The organism is Rhizobium sp. AN5, from assembly GCF_900215255.1.
GTDB lineage: Bacteria > Pseudomonadota > Alphaproteobacteria > Rhizobiales > Rhizobiaceae > Agrobacterium > Agrobacterium tumefaciens.
This window is the reverse complement of sequence record NZ_OCMJ01000003.1, coordinates 1,501,067-1,524,638: the sequence shown is the minus strand read 5'-3', so window position 1 is coordinate 1,524,638 and position 23,572 is coordinate 1,501,067. Positions and strand designations below refer to the sequence as shown.

Here is a 23,572-nt window from a genome sequence, read left to right as displayed (position 1 = left end):
GTCACGATCCTCGAAGGGGAAACGTTGTTTGTGCCAGGACCGGATGACAGGTACCCGGCACGCAGCGCGGATTTGCCTTCCGGTCTTCGCGTCATATCGCGATGCCCTTGTCATCGAACCTGTGGATTTTGGCATCATCTGGTGTGATGAAGACGGTATCGCCGTGTTTGCATTCGAATTCACCGTCGGTTCTGGCGGTGATGGGGCCGATGCCGGGGACGTCGAGGTGGAGGAAGGTGTCGGAGCCGAGATGTTCGGCAACCGTGACCTTGCCCTGCCACAGGCCGGTTTCTTTCGACAGCGTCAGGTGCTCGGGTCGCACGCCGGCGGTGGTCGCACCCTTTTGCCGGGCGTAATCGCCGGTCACCAGGTTCATGCGCGGCGAGCCGATGAAGCCGGCGACGAAGAGGTTGGCGGGCGAGCGGTAAAGCTCCATCGGCGAGCCGACCTGCTCGATATTGCCGCGGTTGAGGACCACGATCTTGTCGGCCATGGTCATGGCCTCCACCTGGTCGTGGGTGACGTAGATCATCGTCGTCTTCAGTGTGTTGTGCAGCTCGGAGATTTCCAGCCGCATGGTGCCACGCAGCGCCGCATCGAGGTTGGAGAGCGGTTCGTCAAACAGGAACGCCTTCGGTTCGCGCACGATGGCGCGGCCGATGGCAACACGCTGGCGCTGGCCGCCGGACAGTTGCGAGGGCCGGCGCTCGAGATAATCGGTAAGGTTGAGGATGCGGGCGGCATCGTCGACCTTCTTGTCGATGACAGCCTTGTCGAGCTTGGCCATCTTCAGCGGGAAGGCGATGTTGTTGCGCACGCTCATATGCGGATAAAGCGCATAGGACTGGAACACCATGGCAAGGCCGCGCTCGGCCGGGGCCTTTTCGGTGGCGTCGTTGCCGTCGATGACTATTCTGCCGCCGGAGACGTCTTCCAGCCCGGCAATCAGGCGCAGCAGCGTTGACTTGCCGCAGCCGGACGGGCCGACGAAGACGACGAACTCGCCGTCATGGATATCGAGATCGATCGACGGGATGACTTTTGCCTCGCCGAAGAGCTTGGACACGTTCTGAAGGGAAATGCTGCCCATTATTGTCGTTCCTTATTTCACGGCGCCAAAGGTGAGGCCACGCACGAGTTGTTTCTGCGAGAACCAGCCGATGACGAGAATGGGGGCGATCGCCATCATCGAGGCGGCCGAGAGCTTTGCCCAGAACAGCCCCTGCGGTGAGGAGAAGGAGGCGATGAAGGCTGTCAGCGGTGCCGCATTGGTGGTCGTCAGCCGGATGGTCCAGAAGGATTCGTTCCAGGCGAGAATGACGTTCAGGAGCAGCGTCGAGGCAATGCCCGGAACCGCCATTGGGGTCAGCACATGCACGATCTCGTTCCAGAGCGAGGCACCATCCATGCGGGCGGCCTCCAGGATCTCGCCGGGGATTTCGCGGAAGTAGGTATAAAGCATCCACACCACGATCGGCAGGTTGATGAAGGTGAGCATGACGGTCAGCCCAATGCGGGTATCGAGCAGGCCGGCATTGCGGAAGATCAGGTAGATCGGCACCAGCACCGCCACCCCCGGCATCATCTTGGTGGAGAGCATCCACATCAAAATGTCCTTGGTGCGTTTGGTCGGCGAGAACGCCATGGCCCAGGCGGCGGGAATGGCGATCATGAGCGCGATGATCGTCGAGCCGAGCGACAGCACGACCGAGTTCATGAACGGCTTGAAGTAATCGCGCTGGGTCTGCACGGTGATGTAGTTTTCGAGCGTGCCCGAGGGAATGAGGCTGAAGCCTGCGATCGCCTCCGGCTCGGTCTTGATCGAGGTGAGGAAGGCGTAAAGGATCGGGAAGAACAGCAGCAACGCCACGGCCCATGCCGCGATGGTGAAGCCGATCTTTGCGCGTGTCGTTGTCTTGCGGGCCATGATCGCTTCTCCTTAACGGTCGAGGTTCTTGCCGACGGCGCGCATCAGGAAGATGGCGACGATATTGGCGAGCACGACGGCGATGATGCCACCGGCCGATGCGCCGCCGACGTCGTAGCCCAGAAGCGCCGTGCGATAGATGAGGAAGGCAAGGTTGGTCGAGGCGTAACCCGGTCCGCCATTGGTGGTGACGAGGATTTCCGCGTAAACGCCGAGCAGGAAGATCGTCTGGATGAGGATGACGACGGTGATGGCGCGGGCAAGATGCGGCAGCGTCAGGTAGATGAAGCGGTTGATGAAGTTGGCGCCATCCATCTCGGCCGCTTCCTTCTGCTCGCCATCGAGCGACTGGAGGGCGGTGAGCAGGATCAGCGTGGCAAACGGCAGCCATTGCCAGGCGACGATGATGATGATGGAGAGCAGCGGAAACTGCGCGAACCAGTCGACCGGCTGCAGGCCGAAGAAGCGCGACAGATCGGCAAGCACGCCGTAACCGGGATGCATGATCATGTTCTTCCACACCAGCGCCGCAACAGGCGGCATGACGAAGAAGGGCGAGATGATCATGATGCGCACGATGCCCTGACCGAAGATGTCCTGATCAAGCAGAAGCGCAATCGCAATACCGCCGATGACGGTGATCAGAAGCACGCCGCCGACGATGGCAAGCGTGTTGAAGATCGACTGGAAGAAGGCCGGATCGGTATAGAAATACTGGTAATTGAACAGGCCTGCAAAGCTGACATTGGCAGGGTTGAGCAGATTGTAGTTCTGGAACGAGAACCACAGCGTCATCGCCAGGGGCACGATCATCCACACCAGCAAAAGCAGCACCGAAGGCGCAAGCATAACCCGCGCCAGACCGCTCGTGTTTCGTGTTGCCATTGCACTAACCTCCCCATGGGCTCGGGCATCACGATATGCGCCCGGCATATCCGGAAGAACCGGCTCATTCCAGTTTTGATTTGAAAGGCTTAAAGGCCGCCGCGCAGCTCGCGGCTTGCGCCCCCAAGGTTCGCTGCCCGGCATTGGCGCCGGACAGCGATCTTCAGGAGGATTACTTGATGTAACCGGCGCGGGTCATTTCACGCGTCGCTGTCGACTGGGCGCTGGCAAGCGCATCGTCGACACTGGACTGGCCGGCAACAACCGCCGAGAACAGCTGACCGACCGTGGTGCCGAGCGCTTGGAATTCAGGGATCGCCACGAACTGACCGCCGGTGTAAGGCACGGGCTTTACGGTCGGTTTGGTGATGTCGGCGGCATCCATCGCAGCAAGCGTCGGCTTGGCGAAGGCGGCGGCTTTTTCATAGTCAGCATTCTTGTAAAGCGAGGTGCGGGTACCCGGAGGCACGTTTGCCCAGCCTTCCTTGGCAGCGACGAGTTGGGTATATTCCTTGCTGGTTGCCCAGGAGATGAACTTCTCGGCGGCATCCGCCTTCTGCGAGCTCTTCGGGATAGCAAGGTTCCATGACCACAACCAGTTGCCGTGGTTCTTCAGCTCGCCATGCGTCGGGAAGAGCGCATAACCGACCTTGTCGGCAACGGTCGAATCCTTCGGGTTTGAAACGAAGGAAGCAGCCACCGTGGCATCGATCCACATGCCGCATTTGCCCTGCTGGAACAGCGTCAGGTTTTCGTTGAAGCCGTTGGAGGAAGCACCCGACGGACCGGCATCCTTCATCAGATCGACGTAGAACTGAAGAGCACTCTTCCATTCCGGCTGATCGAACTGCGGCTTCCAGTTCTCATCGAACCAGCGGCCGCCAAAGGAGTTGGTGAGCGCGCTGATGAAGGCCATGTTCTCGCCCCAGCCAGCCTTGCCGCGCAGGCACATGCCGTTGATATCCGTCTTGCGATCGGTAATCTTGCGGGCAGCGTCACCGATGAATTCCCAGGTCGGGTTTTCAGGCATCTTCAGGCCGGCTTTTTCAAACAGGTCCTTGCGATACATGATCATGGCGGATTCGCCGTAGAAGGGCGCCGCATAAAGCTTGCCTTCGCTGGAAAGACCACCACGGATCGCCGGCAGAATATCATCCACGTCGTATTTGTCGCCAAGCTTTTCGAGCGGCAGCAGCCAGCCCTGCTTGGCCCAGATCGGCACTTCATAGTTGCCGATGGTCATGATGTCGTACTGGCCGCCATTGGTGGCGATATCGGTCGTCACGCGCTCGCGCAGGACGTTTTCTTCAAGCGTGACCCATTCCACCTTGATGTCGGGGTTCTTGGTGGTGAAGTCGGAGGTCAGACCCTGCATGCGGATCATGTCGCCGTTGTTGACGGTGGCGATGGTCAGCGTTTCGGCGGAAGCAAGGGTCGAAAAGGCGAGTGCCGAGCATGCGCCCAGCAAAATGGTCTTCAATGTCATATCTTCCTCCCAGAAGAAATTTATGAGCATTCGCTTTGCTCTGGGGCATTTACTCACCCGCAGCCGAAAAAAGTCAAGCAACATCCTGTGCTGCGGCGCACATGGAAAAATCAAGTCATTGATTTTGATGGATTAATTTTTGCTCAATGCGTGAGCAAATATTCACTTGTCGCTTCGTCGGTGATGAGGCCGTTCAAAAGACCACCCCGCAGTGCCGCGAGAATCGAGGCATTCTTGCGCGCGCCCTGCGCCATGCCGATGACCGTGCAGGTCTCTCTGGACGGGATGGGAACAGAGGCGACGCGCTCGTTGACGGAATGGTCGAGAATGTGGCCGTTGGCATCATACATCCAGCCGCAGATTTCGCCGATCGCACCGCTTGCCATCAGGGCCTTCATCTCGTCGACACCGAGAAAACCATCAACGCAGAGCGGTGCGTTTTCTCCGAGTTCGCCGACGCCGACGAAGGTGACATTGGCGGCGGCACCCAGCGCCAGCGTGGAGCGCACCATGGACTGGTCGTGCAGCAATTCCCGCTCTTCCGCAGACGAGCAGAGAACCGGCAGCGGCATCGGAAAATGCCGCGCCTTGATGGCATCGGCCATACTGAAGATGACGTTGTAATAGGCCGCCGATCCATCCGGCCCGATATTGCCTGTCAGTGACACGATGCGGTGCTGCGGACATTCCATCGGCGGCAGTTGGTCCACAGCCGCCTTCAGCGTACGGCCGGTGCCGATGGCAAGCACGATGGGATCGGCATTTTTCAGCCAGCGCTCGATCTCCGCCGCGCCGGCCTCGGCGATGCCGACCGTGGAGGAAACGCCAGCGGGATCGCTCGGCACCACCTCGATATATCTAAGGTCGAACTTCTGCTTCAGCCGCTCCGCCTTTTCAAGACAGGCGGCAATGGGGTGATCGAGCCGGACCTTGATCAGACGCTCGGCGACGGCCAGCGACACCAGCCGCTGCGCCGATTGCCGGGATATGCCCATGGCAGCGGCGATCTCGTCCTGCGTGCGACCCGCGACATAATAAAGCCAGCCCGCGCGCGCCGCATCATCCAGCCGTCCATGTGCGTCGTTCCGTCTGGCCATGCCGCCGCCCTCTAAGAATTATGTTCGAGCATTTGCTGGCATTTTTTCAGGCCGCCTGTCAAACGGCGCAGCGACTGAGCGAAGCGTTTGGCGGCACCGGGCACCTCTAAAGAGGATGTAAAACATTGCCACCGTCATGCTCGGGCCTGTCCCGAGCATCTGCAACGCACCTATTTACGAGACATTGGCAGATACTCGGCACAAGACCGAAGATGACGTCGCGAACACAGAGGCACCTATCCCAGCGCAGTTGCCACTATATCAAGCCGCTTCCTGCACCAGATGCCCCGCCGAAACCTCGCGGTAATGGCGTTGCGGCGGAACATAGTCCACCGGACGGATCGGGCTTTTTATCTCGTCCGTCGCCATGTTGCGCCTGATCTGGCGCCGGGCCGGATCCGGCACCGGAACGGCGGACATGAGCTTTTTCGTATAGGGGTGCTGCGGATTATCGAAGACGGCGGCGCGTGGGCCAATTTCGACGATCTCGCCGAGATACATCACCGCGACACGATGGCTGACACGCTCAACCACAGCCATATCGTGGGAAATGAACAGGAAGGCGAGGTTGAGGCTCTGTTGCAGATCGAGCAGCAGGTTACAGACCTGCGCCTTGATGGAGACATCGAGCGCCGACACCGCTTCATCGGCAACGATGACCTTGGGGTCAAGCATCAGCGAACGGGCAATGGCGATGCGCTGGCGCTGGCCGCCGGAAAACTCATGCGGGAAGCGCCGCATCATATCCGGGCTGAGGCCAACCTTCTCCATCAGGTCCGCCGCCTTTTCACGCGCCTGCGCCTTCGGTCCAAGCCGGTGTTCGATGAAGGGCTCCATGATCGCCGTGCCGATGCTCATGCGCGGATCGAGACTGGCGAAGGGGTCCTGAAAGATCATCTGCACGCTGCGGCGCATGGTGCGCAACGTCGTCTTGTCGAGTTTCATCACCTCGTAACCGTCGAGCGTCACGTTACCGGAGGTCGGCTCGATCAGCCGGGTGATCGATCGCCCGGTGGTGGACTTGCCGCAGCCGGATTCTCCGACCAGCGATAGTGTCTCGCCCTCAGCCAGATCGAAGGAGACCTTCTCCACCGCATGCACGGCACCGGACTTGCGGCCGAGAAGACCGGAGCGGATATCGAAGCGGGTCGTCAGGTCCCGGACCGAAAGAATGGGTGTGCGACCACCGGAAACCGTGTTCCTGACCTCTTCGACCGGTTGGCTTTCGCCGGTCTTGATATCGATGATCGGAAAACGGGCGGGCAGCACCCGCTCTTTCATCGAACCGAGCTTCGGCACCGCCGAAAGCAGGGCGCGGGTATAGGGATGGTTCCCGCGATGGAAGATATCGTCCGTCGTGCCGGTTTCCACCACGTCGCCGCGGAACATGACGATGGTGCGGTCAGCCACTTCCGCCACCACGCCCATATCATGGGTGATGAACAGGACCGACATGCCCTCCTCTTCCTGCAATTGCTTGATAAGGTCGAGAATCTGGCCCTGAATGGTCACGTCGAGCGCCGTCGTCGGCTCGTCGGCGATCAGGAGCTTCGGCTTGGAGGCAAGCGCCATGGCGATCATCACGCGCTGGCGCATGCCGCCGGAAAACTGGTGCGGATAGTCGTTGAAACGGTTCTTCGCATTGGGAATGCGGACTTTTTCCAGAAGCCTGACAACCTCGGCCTTGGCGGCAGATGAGGAAATATCCTGGTGCACGGTCAGCGCTTCGGCGATCTGCTTGCCGATCGGGAAGATCGGATTGAGGCTGGTCATCGGCTCCTGGAAGATCATCGAAATGTCCTTGCCGCGAACCTTGCGCATCTCCTCTTCCGGAAGTGCCAGCAAATCGCGCCCGCCGAGCATGACCTTGCCCTCGATGCGGCTCGTTTTCTTATCGAGAAGCCGCATGATCGACAGCGACGTCACGCTTTTGCCCGAGCCGCTTTCGCCAACGATCGCCACCGTCTCGCGGGGCGCTATATCGAAACTCATATTGCGGACCACCGATTTCCAGCCGCCGTCAACGCGGAAGGACGTGGTCAGATTTTGAACCGAAAGTACCGGGCTTACCGAACCGCCGGTCTGTTCCATGGATGTTGCCGCCAAAAGCATGCCGATCTCCTGAAAAGCGAAAGGCGGCCATGAAGGCCGCCGGATGTCTTACGCAGCAAGCGCGGTTTCGGCCATCGAGACCCAGTAGCTGATGCCGTAAGGCAGGGCCTCGTCGTTGAAGTCATAGGCGGCATTGTGCAGCCCGGCCGTGTCGCCGTTACCGATGAAGATGAAGGCGCCGGGGCGTGCTTCCAGCATGTAGGAAAAATCTTCCGCGCCCATATGCGGGTTGGGATTGGTGTTGACGGCGTTTGCGCCTGCCACACCTGCCGCCACGCTGGTTGCGAATTCGGTTTCGTCATTGTGGTTGAAGGTGACGGGATAACCGCGATCGTATCTCACCTCCGCCGTCGCGCCATGCGCCATGGCGGTGGCTGTCGCCACTTCCTTCAACCGTTTTTCGGCGAAATCGCGGGTTTCCGGCAGCAGGGTGCGCACCGTGCCGGTCAGCGTCACCGAACCGGGGATGACATTGCCCGCCGTGCCGCCGTGGGTGGTGGCGACGGTGACGACCAGCGATTTCAACGGGTCCGTTTCCCGCGAGACGATGGATTGCAGGGCGATGATGATATAGGCCGAGGTCAGCACCGGATCGACGGAAAGATGGGGGGCCGCCGCATGGCTGCCCTTGCCGGTAATGACGATCTCGAAACTATCCGCCGCCGCCATGGTCGAACCCTTGCGGATGGCGAAATTGCCGACCGGAATGCCCGGCTCGTTATGCATGCCATAGACCTGCGAAATGCCGAATTTCTCCATCATGCCGTCGTTCAGCATGGCAAGTGCCCCTGCGCCACCCTCTTCAGCCGGCTGGAAGATGACGGCCACGGACCCTTTGAAATTACGGGTCTCGGCCAGATATTGCGCCGCGCCCAAAAGCATGGCGGTGTGCCCGTCATGGCCGCAGGAATGGGCCTTGCCCGGAACCTTGGAAGCCCAGGGCTTGCCGCTGGTTTCGAGGATCGGCAGCGCATCCATGTCGGAGCGGAAACCGATGGTCGGGCCGTCCCCATGCCGCCCCTTGATGACGCCCACCACGCCGGTCTTGCCAATGCCGGTTTCGACGATATCGCATCCGAAGGATTTGAGTTTCTCCGCCACGAATTTCGAGGTTTCGAAGACGTCGTAGAGCAGCTCCGGCGTCTCGTGCAGGTGGCGCCTCCAGCCGGCTACTTCTTCCTGCATCTCGGCCACACGGTTCAATATCGGCATTCCCATTTTTCCTTTTTTTGTTCCCCGCCGGGTTGTCGGGAACCATATTGCGTTTGGAATTTCTGCTTTTGCAAGTATGAATTTCGCTAGATGAATGAAAAATAGGCCCGAAGCCAATCGGCTCAAATTTTGTTCATCAATCAGAGTTTGGGGCTTGCATTTCAAAAAAACTGACAATAGCATCATTGGGAACGGAGGAATATTCGTTAGCAAAGTCAAACACTTAAAATAAAAGACTTGCAAATGACGTTGAGGAAAAGCGTCAAACATTCAAACAGATAAAATCTTAAAAGGGGAAAATCACAATGAAGAAGCGCAGCGTTCTCTTTGCCAGCACGGTGGCGGCCTTGGCCATGGCAGGCTCTGCCGCCCATGCCGAGCGTGGCAGTGACGGCGAACTGAAAATCCTTTTCTGGCAGGCTGTATCGACACTCAACCCATATCTTTCCGCTGGCACGAAGGAAGTCTACAGCTCGTCCATGGTGATCGAGCCGCTGGCGCGCTACGACGAAAAAGGCGAGCTGGTGCCGATGCTGGTGAGCGAAATTCCGACGGTCGACAATGGCGGCATCGCGAAGGATCTGCTCAGCATGACGTGGAAGCTGAAGAGCGACGTCAAATGGTCTGATGGCACGCCCTTTACCGCTGAAGACGTCATCTTCACCTGGAAATATTGCATCGCACCGGACGGCGGCTGCGCGCAGGCGGCGCAATATGAAGGCGTGAAGAACGTCGAGGCGATCGACGCCCACACCATCAAGATCAGCTTCAACGAACCGAAGCCCTACCCCTACTCCGCATTCGTCGGCGCACAATCGCCTGTCATCCAGAAGAAGCAGTTTGAAAAATGCGTCGGCGCTGCCGCCCCCGGCTGCACATCCGCCAATTTCGGCCCCATCGGCACCGGCCCCTTCGTGGTCAAGGATTTCAAGCCGAACGACGTCATCAGCTTCGTGGCCAACCCCAATTATCGCGATCCGGCCAAGCCCGCCTTCGCCACGGCTACCCTGAAGGGCGGCGGTGATGCAGCTTCCGCTGCACGCGCCGTTCTTGAAACCGGCGAATTCGACTACGCCTGGAACATGCAGGTGGAGCCGGAAATTCTGGCCACCATGGTAGCGGCCGGCAAGGGCAAGCTGGAAACTGCCTTCGGCACCCAGGTCGAGCGTATCAATCTCAACTGGTACAACGCCGATCCTGCGCTGGGTGACAAGCGCTCCACCAAGGAAGGCGGCCCGCATCCGGCCCTTTCCGACCCGGCCGTGCGCCGCGCGCTCTCACTTGCCATCGACCGCGATATCATCGACGAGGCAGGTTATGGCGAGGCGGGCAAGCCGACCTGCAATATCGTGCCGGCCCCGGAAGCCGTCGCTTCGACGAAGAATGACAGCTGGTGCCTGAAACAGGATCTGGAAGGCGCAAACAAGCTGCTGGACGATGCGGGCTGGGTAAAGGGCGCCGATGGCATCCGCGCCAAGAACGGTGTGAAGCTGTCCTTCCTCTACCAGACCTCCACAAACTCCGTTCGCCAGGCCACGCAGGAACTGGTGAAGGACATGTGGTCGCAGATTGGCGTTGCTTCCGAACTGCGCAATGTCAGCGCCTCCGTCTTCTTCGGCGGCGATCCGGCAAGCCCCGACACCTTCCAGAAATTTTTCGCCGACGTTGAAATGTACACCAACAATTTCGACGGTACCGACCCGGAAAAATATCTGGCGGAATGGCTATGCGACAAGATCCCGGCTCCGGCTAACGGCTGGCAGGGACAGAACATTCCGCGTTATTGCAACCCGGAATTCGACAAGCTGGTGGGCGAACTCTCCAAAACCGCAGACCTTGCCAAGCGCGGTGAGATTTCCAAGCAGCTGAACGATATGCTGACCGAAGAAGGCGCGCATATTCCGCTGATCCATCGCGGCAGCGTCTCCTCGCATTCGTTGACACTCGAAGGCGTTCGCATGAACGCCTGGGATTCGGAACTCTGGAACGTCGCGGACTGGTCCCGCAAGAAGTAACCCGCAAATGCGCGGTCGCCCCTGACGGGGGGACCGCGCTCATTTTGCGAGACCCTGACGGTCTGGAGACTTTTCGATGTTTACCTTTACGCTCCGGCGGCTTGCCTTTGCCGTACCGACGCTGCTCGTCATCAGCTTCGTCATATTCGCCCTGCTCGATCTGGCGCCGAATGATCCGACCGGCGACCTGCCGCTGACCATTCCACCCGAAGTGCGCGAGCAGATCCGCGCCTCGCTCGGTCTCGACCAGCCCTTCTTCATCCGTTACATGCTGTGGCTGCAGCAATTCTTCATCAATGAACCGCTGAACCTGTTCGAAAAGCTGACAGGCTGGCAGATCGGCGACGGCAGCCGCATGCGCGTGCTGTCCTGGGCAACGCGCAGCCCGGTGGTCGATCTCGTCATCCAGCGCATGCCGCAAACGCTTTGGGTGGTCGGCCTTGCCTATCTCTTCGGCGCGCTTCTGGCGATCCCGATCGGCGTCATTTCCGCCTACAAGCAATATTCGATCTTCGACCAGATCGGCACCTTCGTTTCGATGGTGGGTTATTCGGTTCCCACCTTCTTCACCGGCGTGCTGCTGGTCGTCATCTTCAGCTCCTATCTGCAATGGCTCCCTTCCGTCTACGACACCAATCTGCAGGTGACGGACTGGGGAAGCTTCGTGGCACAGATCAAACAGATGTTCATGCCGGTTCTGGTGCTAACCCTCTACAACGTCTCGCAGATCAGCCGTTTCGTGCGCGCCTCCATGCTGGACAATCTGCATCAGGACTATGTGCGCACCGCGCGTGCCAAGGGCGTGAAGGAAAAATCCGTTCTGCTCGTTCACGTCCTGCGCAACAGCCTTATACCCGTCGTCACCGTCATCGCACTCGGCGTGCCGACGATCTTTTCCGGCGCCATTATTACCGAACAGATTTTCCGCGTGAACGGGCTTGGCCAATTGCTGATCACCGCCGTTCAGGGCGCGGATATTCCGCTGGTGCAGACGCTGACCTTCATTTTCGCGGTGCTTATCGTGCTCTTCAACCTGATTGCCGACGTGCTTTACGGCATTCTCGACCCGAGGATCCGCTATGACTGACGCCACCCTCGCAGCACCAGCCGTTGCCGCCACGCCTGTGCAATCGGCACTTGCCGATATCTGGAAACAGTTCCGGGTCCACAAGGGCGGCGTGGCAGGCCTGTTCGTTTTCATCTTCATTTTGCTTGCGGTCTATGTCGGGCCCTATATCCACACTGTCGCGCCCAATGCCATCAATGTGAAGGAACGCAACCAGTGGCCGTCGCTGGCGCATCCCTTCGGCACCGACAATCTGGGCAAGGACATGCTGGCGCAGGTGCTGGCGGGCGGGCGCATCTCGCTTGCCGTCGGCATCACCGCCATGCTGCTGGCGCTGTTTCTCGGCACGCTGGTGGGGGTGCTGTCAGGCTATTTCCGAAGACTTGACGGACCGCTGATGCGGCTGACGGACCTGTTCCTGGCCCTGCCGCTGCTGCCGCTGCTGCTCGTCATCCTCATGCTGTTCCGTGATACGCTGCGTGCCGCCTTCGGGCCGGAAACCGGTATCTTCATCCTCATCGTCTTCGTGATCGGGGTAACCAGCTGGATGCATACCGCACGCATCGTGCGCGGCGACGTGCTGACGATCAAAAGCCAGGAATTCATCATGGCGGCGAAATCGAGCGGCATGCGCGAATACCGCATTATCCTGCGCCATATCCTGCCGAATGTGTTGAGTTCGATCATGGTCTCAGCCACGCTCGGCATCGCCTCGGCCATCATCACGGAATCGGCGCTGTCCTTCCTCGGCCTCGGTTTTCCGTCAGACTTTCCGACCTGGGGACGGCTGTTGTTCGATGGCGCCAACTTCCTGCAGCTGACGCCCTCGCGCGTGCTGTGGCCTGGACTGGCAATCTCGCTGACGGTTCTGAGCGTCAACTATATCGGCGATGCCGTGCGCGATGCGCTTGATCCAAGGGCGCTTAAGAGCTGAGGCGAAGGGCGCTGTGGCTGCGCCCTTCCCTTTATCTCAGTGATAATTCATCTTTTCCGCGTCGAGAATGCTGTCTGCATCCAGCGCAGCAATCGGAATGTCGCTGCGCGCCGGAATATCGCCGGAAAGCTGCAAGGCCAGATAACGCCCGCAGCAGACTCGTAGAAACGAGGTGAAGTTGCCGAGATCATGCCCGGCATCGATCGATTCATTATAAAGCTTGGCGATGAGCTGCGCGCTGTTCATGCCATCGCGGCGTGAAATCTCGTCCAGAGTCGTCCAGAAGAAGTTTTCAAGTCTGACGCTGGTGACCATGCCATCGATCCGCAAAGACCGGGTATGGCTTTCCCAAAGCGTCGGGTCTGCCTTGATGAAAAGCTTGCACATGGTGTCCTCCCTCAGCAAGCTGCAGAACATAGACGGGAAACGGGACCGGTAAAAGCCCCATTCCGCCGGCCTTATCTGCCGAGCACCGCCATGAATTGCGAAAGCCATGCCGGATGCGCCGGCCATGCGGGCGCCGTCACCAGCTTGCCGTCGGTAACCGCCGCGTCGATGGCGATATCGGCATAGGTGCCGCCCGCCAGTTCCACCTCGGGGCGGCAGGCCGGATAGGCCGAGCAGGTGCGGCCCTTGAGGACACCCGCAGCCGCCAGCAATTGGGCACCGTGGCAGACGGCCGCGACCGGCTTGTCAGCCTCGAAGAAATGCTTCACGGCGGCAAGCACATCCCCATTCAGCCGCAGATATTCCGGCGCGCGACCACCGGGAATGACCAGCGCGTCGTAGTCCGCGACCTTGATATCGGCAAAAGTAGCGTTGAGCGCGAAATTGTGGCCGCGTTTTTCTGAGTAGGTCTGGTCGCCCTCGAAATCATGGATCGCGGTCGCGATCGTCTGGCCAGCCTTCTTGCCGGGGCAGACGGCATGCACCGTGTGACCAACCGCAAGCAGCGTCTGGAACGGCACCATGGTCTCGTAGTCCTCGGCGAAATCGCCGGTGATCATCAAAATCTTCTTCGGCATGCTTGCTCCTCCCATTTTGAATGCCCGAGGCACCGTAACAGGAGGGGTGGAGAAGCGGGTATTATGGCTATACTACAGGGCCGATAAAGGCGGGATCAGCGCGCTTTGGGCGGCTCCGGCCAGCGCCGAACACCGCCGCCCCAATCCTCGAAGGCCTTGGAAAGCTTGAGAACGAGCAGATCCGCGTAACGCGGGCCGACGATCTGCAAGCCGATGGGCATCCCGGATTTCGAGAAGCCGCAATTGATCGAGGATGCCGGCTGCTCCGACATGTTCCAAGGGACGGTGAAGGCGATATGTTCGAAGGGTCGCTCGGGATCGTTGGTGGGCGACGCCCAGTCGGCCGGATAGGAGACGATGGGATTGACGGGTGAAATCACCACATCAACCGACTGCATCAACCGCCCGCAGGCTTTGCGCATTTCCATGGTCTGGTTGAAACCGAAAACGGCACGCGCGCCGGAAACATCAGCGCCCTTCAGCGCCCATTCGTGAATATAGGGAAGGATCGCCGCGCGTCGTTCGTCACTCAGCGCCGCCATATCGCCCCAGAATTTCGCCCGCCAGAAATCATCCAGCCCATCAAGCATGTCCCGAGACAGAACCGGCTCGACCGGGACGACGATGGCGCCAGCATCTTCGAACAGCTTTGCGGCCGCGCCAACAGCATCCCGCACCTCATCGTCCAGGGCCAAGCCGCAGCCGGCATCCAGCATCAGGCCGATCCTCAGGCCCTTCACATCGATATCGAGGTCCATCCAGTTGATATCGTTAGGCGGCAGCGCGGTGCCGTCGCGCCAGTCCGGGCGGGAAAGTGTCGCCATGGCATAGGCGGCGTCGCTGACGGTGCGGGTCATCGGTCCGGCGCAGCGGCCGGTATAATAGGGATCGACGGGTATGCGGCCCTGGCTGGGCTTGAAGCCGAACAGCCCCGTCCACCCCGCCGGCAACCGCACCGAGCCGCCAATATCCGTGCCGATATGCAGTGTGCCGTAACCCGCAGCACCGGCAGAAGCCGCGCCGGCACTGGAGCCGCCGGGGTTCTGTGTCGGGTCCCACGGGTTGCGGCTGAGCTTGTGAAAACTGGAAAGGCCCGATGACAACATGCCGTAATCCGGGCAGGTGGTCTTGGCGTAAATGATGGCGCCGTCCTCGCGGCAGCGGGCCGCAACCGGCGCGTCTTCCAGAGCCGGCACCAGTTCCACCGCTTTGGTGCCAAGCGGAACCGGCTGGCCTTTAGTGGCGATCAGTTCCTTCAGCGACACCGGAATCCCATCGAGGGGCCCGAGCGTTTCACCTTTTTGCCAGCGCATCGTCGAGGCCAGCGCCTGCTGGCGGGCCTCCTCGGGATCATAGGCGTAAAGCGCGTTCACCGTGGGCTCGAATGCGTCGATACGGGCCTCTACCGCCTGCCAATATTCCGATGGCGACAGCTTCCTTTGCTCGTAAAGCGCCAGGATTTCGAGCGTGTTGAGGTCTATGAGATCGGTCATAAGCTTCGTCTCGTCAGAAAACAGATAATATGGGCGATATCGGCTTGAAGCGGTCAGCTGGTATCGCGTGGGTCCAGCAGGTCGCGCAGGCCATCGCCAAGCAGATTGAGGCCGAAGACCGCGAGCGCAATGGCAAGGCCGGGCATGATGGCAAGCCAGGGTGCTGCGCCAAGATAGGTCTGCGCATCGGCGAGCATCCGCCCCCAGGTGGCGGCCGGCGGCGGCATGCCGAGACCGAGGAATGAGAGTCCCGCTTCGGTGAGGATGGCAAGGCCGAGCTGGATCGTCACCTGCACGATGATCTGGTTGGAAATATTCGGCACGATATGAAACAGCGTGATCTTGGCGCGGTTCTGGCCGATGCTGGTGGCGGCGGTGACATATTCCCGCGACCATATCTGCAAGGCCGCACCCAGCGTCAGCCGCGCAAAGACCGGCACCATGAAGGTGGCAATGGCGATGATGGCGGTGAACCGCCCCGTACCGATGAACGCACCGAGCATCATGGCCGATAGAATCGGCGGTACGGCGAAGACGATATCGCAGGCACGCATCACCAGGGTTTCGGTGAAACCGCGCAGTGCCGCGACCGATACGCCAAGCGCCGTGCCAATGAGCGCGCCGATGGCAACGGCGGCGATGGAGGTGGAGAGCGAATTCCATGCCCCCGCCATCAGCATGGACAGCACATCGCGGCCAAAATGGTCGGTGCCAAGCCCGCCATAGGCGAAGGGCGATTTCAGCTTCTGGGCAATCTGTATCTTCGTCGGAGAAACCGGCGTCCAGACCAGCGAAAGCAGGGCGACCGCGACAAGAAAGAGAGTGACGGCGATGCCAAGGACGAAAGCGGGGCGGCGGCGGATCAGTCGCATCATCGTGCACCTGCCCGCAGTCTTGGATCGATAAAGAGATAGGCGATATCGACCAGAAAATTCATGACGATGACGAGCGCCGAGAAGAACAGCACGACGGACTGCATGACGACGATATCCCGCTGGGTCAGCGCCTGATAGGCAAGCCGCCCGAGGCCAGGCAGGTTGAAGACATTCTCCACCAGCACTGCCCCGGCAATCAGGAAGGTGAATTGCAGGCCGATCATGGTGACAACGGGGATCATGGCGTTCGGCACCGCATGCCGCCACAGCGCTACCCGCTCGCTCAGCCCCTTGGCGCGGGCGGTGCGCACGAAATCCTCGTTCATTACCTCAAGTACTGCCGATCGGCAGACGCGGGTGAGGACGCCTGCCTGCGACAGCGCAAGGGCAATGGCTGGAAGCACAAGCGCGATAAATCCGGCAGAAAAACTCGGACGCCAGCCGGGAAAACCGCCTGATGGCATCCAGCCGAGCGTGGTGGAAAAGACGATGATGAGCAGCAGCCCGACCCAGAAACCGGGAACGGCAATGCCGACATGGGAAAACAGCCCGGCTGCGAAATCCACCGGCCCGTTTCGGCTTCTCGCTGCCGCCACGCCAAGCGGAATGGCGATGGCGACCGACAGGCAGACTGCGAGCAGCGCAAGCGGCAGGGTGACGGCAAGCCGCTCGACAATAAGCCCCGCTACCGGCACGCCATAGGTATAGGATTGTCCGAGATCACCCCGGAATACGCCTGCAAGCCAGTGGATGTAACGCAATGGCAAGGGCTGATCGAGACCCATCTGCTTTTGCAGCGCGAGAAGCGTATCCGGGCTCGCCGACGTGCCGAGCATGATGGCCGCCGGATCACCCGGCAACAGCCCCATGATGATGTAGATGATGAGCGACACCGCAAACAGCGTGACGATGAGGCTTGCAAGGCGCCGGACGAGAACGGCTAACATCTGGCATTCTTTCCTTGCGTTGTTTCGTTTCGGGATGTGGCGGATGGATTTATTGTCATCCCCGCACACTCTTCCCTCATCCCTGTGCTTGTCACAGGGATCCAGCCAACGCGCGTCTGCGCAGCGGCAATATCCCTCTCAGCCCAAGGGCTTGGGCTGGCTGGATTCCTGTGACAGGCACAGGAATGAGGTGGTGGGTAGGAATGCGCCTCGCCATTCACAACGAACGTCACTCTTCCCAATGCACATTCGTCAGCACATTGGAGGGAATGGGTTCGTTTTCCCACAACCCCTTCAACTTCTTGTCCCAGACGCCGAGCTTCGGCATCACGAACAAGAACAGCGCCGGCACATCTTCGGCGAGGATTTTCTGGGCTTCGCCGTAGAGCTTTTCCTGCTCGGCCGCATCCGCCGTCTTTTCGACATTGGCAATGACTTCGTTGAAGGCAGGGTTCTTATAGTTGAAATAATAGGGATCACGGGAGTAGATATCGATATCCATCGGCTCAGCGTGGGCGACGATGGTCATGTCGTAATCCGCGCCCTTTAAAACATCCGCCACCCATTTGGCCGGAAATTCCGTGGTCTCGATGGTCATGGTGACACCGATTTCGGCCAACATCGCCTGCAGGATTTGCGAGGTCCGCTGGGCATAGGCCATTTGCGGGGCCTTGATCGTGAAGCTGAAACCGTCGGGGTAACCTGATTCGGCAAGAAGCGCCTTTGCCTTGTCGATATCGTAAGAATGAACACCGGTCGTATCGATGTAACCGCGATCGTTCGGCGTGTAGTGGCTGCCGATGGCCGTGCCGTAACCCGACCATGCGCCTTCAATCACCGTGCCGCGATCCACCGCCATCATCAGCGCCTGGCGCACGCGCTTGTCGTTGAAGGGTTTGCGGGCATTGTTCATGCCGGCCACGACCTTGAGTTCCGTATTGCCAACGAAGGTACCGAGACGCGCATCGCCGTCGAAGGACGTCATCAGTTCCGGCGCGCCGAATTCCGGGAAGGCATCGATATCGCCGGATTTCAGTGCCGCTGCCTGCGCCTGCGGATCGGAAACGAAGCGGAAGGTGGCCTTTTCAAGCTTCACCGCCACCGCCTTGTCCCAATAGGCCGCGTTTTTCTCCAATTCCACCTTGTCGCCCTTGGCCCAGTTCACGAACTTGAACGGGCCGGTGCCGATGGGCGTGGTACGGTTGTTGTCAGCGCTCTTCGGCGCGACCATGACGGAGGCCGGCCAGCCGAGCCAGTAGATCAGGCTGCCCGCCGGCTGCTTCAGCTTCAGTACCAGCGTCGCGGCATCCGGCGTTTCTATGCTCTCTATGGCGGTGAAGAAGCGTTTTTGTGGGTTTACCGACGTTTCACCGCGCGCCCGGTCGAGCGAAAATTTCGCAACGGAGGAATCGAAAGCCTCGCCGTCGTGGAAGGTAACACCCTGGCGCAGCTTGAACGTATAGGTCTTGCCATCGGCTGAAATTTCCCAGCTTTCGGCAAGCTGCGGTTTCACCTTGCCGTCATGGTCGATGGTGACGAGACCTTCGAATATGTTCTGCCAGCTGACCTGACCGATGGCGACGGGTGCCGCAATTGTCGGGTCGAGACCCGTCGGCTCCACTGTCATGCCCAACGTCAAGGCGGTCTTCGGCGCGGCCGCGGCGTCCGTCATAGAAAGCGGCATCCAGAGCGCCGTCCCCAGTGCAAGCGCAAGCGCGGCACGCCGCGTAACTTTCAGCGGCTGCGAAAAATAAGTGCGTGGCATCATTGTCCCCTGTCTGGCGGCCGAGGCATTTTTGCCCTTCGAAGACCACCCGTTGCAAAAAGAGTGTCATGTTGCAGGCGCACACACAATCGTGATTTTTGTGTGCTCCGTGTAGCTGAAATGGCTACACGGAAATACGGATGGAAATCAACCGGGATGGACAATTCTCCAGGCTGACGAATTCCCCTACCCCGCTGTCGCCTCGCGCATGAAACGCTCGATGAAATCGGCAAGTTTGGAGGCGGCGAAGGATAGTTGCCGGTCGGGCGCCACGCAGAGATCGATCTGGGTGTGGATGCCCTTCTTGCCGGAAAGCGGAACAGCAACCATCTGGCCGCTGCGGATTTCACGCGCCACCGACAAGGCTGGCAACAGCGTGGCCGCGGCATGGCCCAAAACCAGTTCCTTCAGCATTTCAAGCGAACTGGTGATAAAGACGGGATCAAGCTCGATACCGGCATCGGCAAACAGTGTATCGAAGGCCTGACGCGCCGCGAAACTCTTGTCCGGCAGGGCAAGCGGCAGGCCGGCCAGTTCCTTCAACGAGACTTCCGCCTGCGCGGCAAGCGCATGGCCGGTCGGAAAAATAGCATCGTAACTGATACGGGTGCGCGAGCGCACTTTCACGCCTGAGACCTTGGGCGCAAAAAGGCTGACGACCAGATCCGCTTCGGCTGCACCCAGTGCTTCCATCGCCTGGCGCGCGCTGGTGATGTGCACCTCGAAGCGCAACTGCGGATATTTGAGGCTGAACTGCGCCAGCACCGGCGCCAGAAGGTTCGCCACCGTCGCGCCATTGGCATAAACGGTGACCCGGCCGCGCTGAAGCCCCTTCAGGTCATCGATCAGCTGATGCACGTGGTCAAGTTCGCGCAGCGTCTTGCCGGCGCGGGCAGCCAGCAATTCCCCCGCCGCCGTCAGCTTCACGCCCCGGCTGGAACGCTCCACCAAAGGCGAGCCGAAATAATATTCGAGGTTCTCGATCTGGCGGCTGACCGCCGTCGGCGCGACATTCAGGTTTTCGGCAGCGGCGCGCATGGAATTGGTGCGGACAAGTTCGTCGAAATACATCAATGCGCGCAATTGCATGGTCTGGATACCCTGTTTTGGCCGACACTGTCCGTCATGCCGGGCTTGACCCGACTATAGCGGCAGCTCAAGCGCGCTTGAAGCCCTCGCTCGCCACCAGCAGCTGCCTGGTATAATCCGCAGTAAACTCTCGGCTTTCCAGCGCTTCCGCCTCCAGCATTTCCACCACCTTGCCGCTTTTCATCACCGCAAGGCGATCGCACATGTGGCTGATGACGCCGAGATCGTGGCTGACCATAACGAAGGTGAGGTTGCGGTCCTTGCGGGCCTGTTCCAGCAGATTAAGGATTTCCGCCTGAATGGAGGCGTCGAGCGCCGAGGTCGGCTCATCCAGTAGCAGGATCTTCGGCTCCACGATCAGCGCGCGGGCAATGGCAATACGCTGCCGCTGGCCGCCGGAAAGCTGGTGCGAATAGCGGAAACGGAAACCGGTGCCGAGACCCACCTCGTCCAGCGCGCGGGCAATACGCTCTTCGCGATTGTCGAGACCGTGGATGACCAGCGGTTCGAGCAGCAGCGCATCCACTGTCTGGCGGGGGTGCAGGGAACCGTAAGGGTCCTGAAACACCATCTGCACATCGCTATAGAAGCTCTTGTCACGGTGTTTGCCCGAATAGGAGCGACCGGCCACCATCAACGAGCCTTCGTCGAAATGGTTGAGGCCGGCAATCGCCCGCAGCAGCGTCGACTTGCCGGAACCGGACTCGCCGACGATGCCGAAGGATTCACCCTCGGCCACATCGATGCTGACGCTGTCGAGCGCGATGTAACCGTCGAAATCGACCACCATATCTCTGATAGAAAGAACCGTGCTCATGCGCGCCACTCCGCCTTGCGTTCCAGAACCGGCAGCGGATGCCGGTGGCCGCCAATTTCCGGCAGGCAGTTCAACAGACCCTGCGTATAGGGATGCTTCGCCTCTTTCAGATTGGCAGAAGACAGCTCCTCAACGACCTTGCCCGCATACATGACCAGAACGCGGTCGCAGAAAGACGACACCAGCCGCAGGTCGTGGCTGACGAAAATCAGCCCCATGCCGCGATCGCGCACCAGCTTGTCGAGAATATCGAGCACTTCGAGCTGAACCGTAACGTCGAGCGCCGAAGTCGGCTCATCGGCGATCAGAAGTTCCGGGCCGCAGACCAGCATCATGGCAATCATGACGCGTTGGCCCATTCCGCCGGAAACCTCGTGCGGGTAAAGATCGAACACGCGCTCGGGATCGCGTATCTGCACCGCCTCCAGCATGGCGAGCGTGCGTTGGCGCGCCTCGCCGGAACCGATGCTTTCATGGGTGCGCAGCGTTTCCATAATCTGGCGGCCGATGGGCATGACCGGATTCAACGAATATTTCGGGTCCTGCAGGATCATGGCCAGGCGCTTGCCGCGCATGAGCCGCCGTTCCTTTGCCGAAGCACCGAGAAGATCGACATCGCCGAAGCGCAACACATCGGCCTCGATGCGCGCACTTTTCGGGGTCAGCCCCATAATGGCGCGGCCGGTCTGCGATTTGCCGGAGCCGGACTCGCCGACGATGCCAAGGCGTTCGCGTCCCAGCGTGAACGAGACGCCACGAACCGCCTCCACCAGCCCGGTGCGGGTGGGGAAGGAAACGCGCAGGTTCTCGACGGTCAGAAGCGGCGCGCTCATTGGTTCGCCTCCTTGGGGTCCAGCGCATCGCGCAGGCCATCGCCCAGAAGGTTGAACCCGAGGCTGACGATCAGGATCGCAATACCGGGCATGGCGGCAACCCACCATTGATCGAGAATGAAACGGCGTCCGGAAGCAATCATCGCGCCCCATTCCGGCAGCGGCGGCTGTGCACCGAGGCCAAGGAAGCCGAGACCGGCTGCTGTGAGGATGATGCCCGCCATATCGAGCGTGACACGCACGATGAGCGACGACATGCAAAGCGGCATGACGTGTTTCAGGACGATGCGAAACGGCGACGCTCCCATGAGCTTAACCGCCGCGATGAAATCGGAATTGCGGAAGGTCATGGTTTCGGCGCGCGCGATGCGCGCATAGGGCGGCCATGAGGTGACCGCGATGGCGAGCACCGCGTTTTCAATGCCCGGTCCAAGTGCGGCCACCAGCGCAAGCGCCAGAACCAGCTTCGGAAAGGCCAGAAAGATATCGGTGATGCGCATCAGAACTGCATCCACCCAGCCGCCGGCATAACCCGAGACGGTGCCGACGATGAGTCCGATGGGTGCGGCGATTATGGCCACCAGCAGCACGACGAACAGGGTCAGCCGCGAACCGTGGATAAGGCGCGAGAGAATATCACGCCCCTGATCGTCAGTGCCGAGCAGGTAACCTTCTGTCCCCGGAGGCAGAAGCCGGGCATTGCGCAGATCGCCCTGCACCGGATCGTGTGGCGCCAGCACATTGGCAAACAGCGCGACAAACAGCAGCGCAATTATGATGCCGAGGCCAAGCAGCGCCAGCCGGTTTTCCGAAAACCGCCGCCAGATGACATAGGCACGGCCAAGCCGCGCCTGCCTGCGCGAGGCAGGCCGGTCGGAGAGCAGCCATTCGCGGCTGTAGGGTTTGAGTGTATCGGTCGAAATCGTCATCGGCTGCGCGTCCTTGGGTCGAGCGTCCGGTAAAGCAGATCGGAGAAGAGATTGATGCCGACGAAGATGGCGCCGATCACGATCGTGCCGCCAAGAACGGCATTCATATCCGCATTCTGCAGGGAATTGGTGATGTAGAGGCCGAGCCCCGGCCACGCGAAGATGGTTTCGGTCAACACCGAACCTTCCAGCAGACCGGCGTAAGATAGCGCAATAACGGTCACCAGCGGCACGGCGGCGTTGCGCAGAGCGTGGAACCAGATGATGCGCGTTTCCGAAAGCCCCTTCGCGCGCGCCGCAACGATATATTCCTGGGCGAGCTCATTCAGCATGAACGAACGTGTCATGCGGCTGATATAGGCCAGCGAAAAATAGCCGAGCAGCGAGGCAGGCAGGATGATGTGGCGGAACAGATCCCACAACACGTCCCATTGCCGTTGCCAGATCGCGTCGATCAGGAAGAAACCCGTGACCGGCGTGAAGGTGAATTCGTAGACGATATCCATCCGGCCGGGATAGGCGACCCACTGCAACCGGGCGTAAAACACCAGCAGCGCCAGGAGGCCAAGCCAGAAAATCGGCACGGAATAGCCGATAAGGCCGATGACGCGCACGACCTGGTCGGCAAAGCTGCCGCGCTTGACCGCGGCGAGCACGCCGAGCGGAATGCCAAAAACGGCGCCGATGATGGTGCCGAGCGTGGCAAGCTCTATGGTTGCCGGGAAAACCCGCTTGATATCCTCCATCACCGGGTTGGTGGTGAGGACTGAGATGCCGAAATCGCCCGACAGCGCCTGCTTCAGATAGATGAAGAACTGCTGCCAGAGCGGCAGGTTGAGGCCGAGCTGCTCACGCACGCGCTCGACCACATGCGCAGGCGCGCGGTCGCCGACAATCGCCAGTGCGGGATCGATCGGCACAACGCGGCCAATGAAAAATGTGACCGCCATCAGCCCCAGAAAGGTGGTGATGACGGTGACGGCGAAGCCGAGAATGGCCTTCGCGCGGGCGTTGGCACGGCGTTTGCCCTGCCTCGCCCGGCTGTTTGCTTCAACGATGCTCAAG

General features: G+C 60.1%; 21 protein-coding genes. 3 read left to right on the top strand and 18 right to left on the bottom strand.

Annotated features, from left to right (window positions below; translation table 11 throughout):
• Nucleotides 1–91: 91 nt before the first annotated feature.
• From CRP02_RS10405 to CRP02_RS10375, 7 genes are all read right to left on the bottom strand, one after another.
• Entirely contained in the window at nucleotides 92–1,090 is a 999-nt protein-coding gene (locus tag CRP02_RS10405; RefSeq protein ID WP_013761442.1) for an ABC transporter ATP-binding protein, read from the bottom strand.
• Between the two features lie 12 nt (nucleotides 1,091–1,102).
• On the bottom strand, nucleotides 1,103–1,927 hold the full coding sequence (locus CRP02_RS10400) for a carbohydrate ABC transporter permease (RefSeq protein WP_003510506.1): 825 nt from the start codon (nucleotides 1,925–1,927) through the stop codon (nucleotides 1,103–1,105).
• Nucleotides 1,928–1,939: 12 nt separating this feature from the next.
• On the bottom strand, nucleotides 1,940–2,812 hold the full coding sequence (locus CRP02_RS10395; RefSeq protein WP_013761441.1) for a carbohydrate ABC transporter permease: 873 nt from the start codon (nucleotides 2,810–2,812) through the stop codon (nucleotides 1,940–1,942).
• Between the two features lie 172 nt (nucleotides 2,813–2,984).
• The gene (locus CRP02_RS10390; protein ID WP_013762306.1) at nucleotides 2,985–4,298 is read right to left on the bottom strand and encodes an ABC transporter substrate-binding protein; all 1,314 of its coding nucleotides are present in this window, start codon (nucleotides 4,296–4,298) and stop codon (nucleotides 2,985–2,987) included.
• Between the two features lie 143 nt (nucleotides 4,299–4,441).
• Nucleotides 4,442–5,395, bottom strand: a complete 954-nt coding sequence (locus CRP02_RS10385; RefSeq protein ID WP_097099518.1) for a sugar-binding transcriptional regulator — start codon at nucleotides 5,393–5,395, stop codon at nucleotides 4,442–4,444.
• Between the two features lie 261 nt (nucleotides 5,396–5,656).
• Nucleotides 5,657–7,507 (bottom strand): ABC transporter ATP-binding protein, encoded by a 1,851-nt coding sequence (locus CRP02_RS10380; RefSeq protein ID WP_097171008.1) that lies wholly within the window; start codon nucleotides 7,505–7,507, stop codon nucleotides 5,657–5,659.
• A 48-nt stretch (nucleotides 7,508–7,555) separates the two neighbouring features.
• The gene (locus CRP02_RS10375) at nucleotides 7,556–8,719 is read right to left on the bottom strand and encodes a M20 aminoacylase family protein (protein ID WP_097171007.1); all 1,164 of its coding nucleotides are present in this window, start codon (nucleotides 8,717–8,719) and stop codon (nucleotides 7,556–7,558) included.
• 305 nt (nucleotides 8,720–9,024) lie between these two features.
• Here CRP02_RS10375 and CRP02_RS10370 point away from each other — a divergent pair, with 305 nt between their 5' ends.
• The 3 genes from CRP02_RS10370 to CRP02_RS10360 all read left to right on the top strand — a co-directional run bounded on the left by CRP02_RS10370 (nucleotide 9,025) and on the right by CRP02_RS10360 (nucleotide 12,734).
• Nucleotides 9,025–10,734, top strand: coding sequence for a peptide ABC transporter substrate-binding protein (locus tag CRP02_RS10370; RefSeq protein ID WP_097171006.1), 1,710 nt, complete (start codon nucleotides 9,025–9,027; stop codon nucleotides 10,732–10,734).
• Nucleotides 10,735–10,810: 76 nt separating this feature from the next.
• Nucleotides 10,811–11,821, top strand: coding sequence for an ABC transporter permease (locus CRP02_RS10365; protein WP_097171005.1), 1,011 nt, complete (start codon nucleotides 10,811–10,813; stop codon nucleotides 11,819–11,821).
• The gene (locus CRP02_RS10360) at nucleotides 11,814–12,734 is read left to right on the top strand and encodes an ABC transporter permease (RefSeq protein WP_013762302.1); all 921 of its coding nucleotides are present in this window, start codon (nucleotides 11,814–11,816) and stop codon (nucleotides 12,732–12,734) included. The genes CRP02_RS10365 and CRP02_RS10360 overlap by 8 nt, the downstream gene beginning before the upstream one ends.
• A gap of 36 nt (nucleotides 12,735–12,770) precedes the next feature.
• On the opposite strand, the gene CRP02_RS10355 is transcribed toward CRP02_RS10360, so the two are convergent.
• The 11 genes from CRP02_RS10355 to CRP02_RS10305 form a co-directional block, all read right to left on the bottom strand.
• Nucleotides 12,771–13,121 (bottom strand): ribbon-helix-helix domain-containing protein, encoded by a 351-nt coding sequence (locus CRP02_RS10355; RefSeq protein ID WP_003518088.1) that lies wholly within the window; start codon nucleotides 13,119–13,121, stop codon nucleotides 12,771–12,773.
• A gap of 71 nt (nucleotides 13,122–13,192) precedes the next feature.
• On the bottom strand, nucleotides 13,193–13,759 hold the full coding sequence (locus CRP02_RS10350; RefSeq protein ID WP_179783982.1) for a DJ-1/PfpI family protein: 567 nt from the start codon (nucleotides 13,757–13,759) through the stop codon (nucleotides 13,193–13,195).
• Nucleotides 13,760–13,854: 95 nt separating this feature from the next.
• The gene (locus CRP02_RS10345) at nucleotides 13,855–15,252 is read right to left on the bottom strand and encodes an amidase (protein ID WP_097171004.1); all 1,398 of its coding nucleotides are present in this window, start codon (nucleotides 15,250–15,252) and stop codon (nucleotides 13,855–13,857) included.
• Nucleotides 15,253–15,305: 53 nt separating this feature from the next.
• Nucleotides 15,306–16,127: an ABC transporter permease gene (locus CRP02_RS10340; RefSeq protein WP_179783981.1), complete on the bottom strand. Its 822-nt coding sequence runs from the start codon at nucleotides 16,125–16,127 to the stop codon at nucleotides 15,306–15,308.
• Nucleotides 16,124–17,074, bottom strand: coding sequence for an ABC transporter permease (locus tag CRP02_RS10335; protein WP_003518092.1), 951 nt, complete (start codon nucleotides 17,072–17,074; stop codon nucleotides 16,124–16,126). Before CRP02_RS10335 ends, CRP02_RS10340 begins: the two co-directional genes overlap by 4 nt.
• Nucleotides 17,075–17,303: 229 nt before the next feature.
• Nucleotides 17,304–18,839, bottom strand: coding sequence for an ABC transporter substrate-binding protein (locus CRP02_RS10330; protein ID WP_097171321.1), 1,536 nt, complete (start codon nucleotides 18,837–18,839; stop codon nucleotides 17,304–17,306).
• Nucleotides 18,840–19,025: 186 nt separating this feature from the next.
• The gene (locus CRP02_RS10325; RefSeq protein WP_025595068.1) at nucleotides 19,026–19,928 is read right to left on the bottom strand and encodes a LysR family transcriptional regulator; all 903 of its coding nucleotides are present in this window, start codon (nucleotides 19,926–19,928) and stop codon (nucleotides 19,026–19,028) included.
• Nucleotides 19,929–19,995: 67 nt separating this feature from the next.
• On the bottom strand, nucleotides 19,996–20,745 hold the full coding sequence (locus CRP02_RS10320) for an ABC transporter ATP-binding protein (protein ID WP_045019301.1): 750 nt from the start codon (nucleotides 20,743–20,745) through the stop codon (nucleotides 19,996–19,998).
• Nucleotides 20,742–21,578: an ABC transporter ATP-binding protein gene (locus CRP02_RS10315; RefSeq protein WP_003518096.1), complete on the bottom strand. Its 837-nt coding sequence runs from the start codon at nucleotides 21,576–21,578 to the stop codon at nucleotides 20,742–20,744. The genes CRP02_RS10320 and CRP02_RS10315 overlap by 4 nt, the downstream gene beginning before the upstream one ends.
• Nucleotides 21,575–22,507, bottom strand: a complete 933-nt coding sequence (gene nikC, locus CRP02_RS10310) for a nickel transporter permease (RefSeq protein ID WP_025595070.1) — start codon at nucleotides 22,505–22,507, stop codon at nucleotides 21,575–21,577. Before nikC ends, CRP02_RS10315 begins: the two co-directional genes overlap by 4 nt.
• Nucleotides 22,504–23,571: an ABC transporter permease gene (locus tag CRP02_RS10305; RefSeq protein WP_003518099.1), complete on the bottom strand. Its 1,068-nt coding sequence runs from the start codon at nucleotides 23,569–23,571 to the stop codon at nucleotides 22,504–22,506. Before CRP02_RS10305 ends, nikC begins: the two co-directional genes overlap by 4 nt.
• Between the last annotated feature and the right edge of the window lies 1 nt (nucleotide 23,572).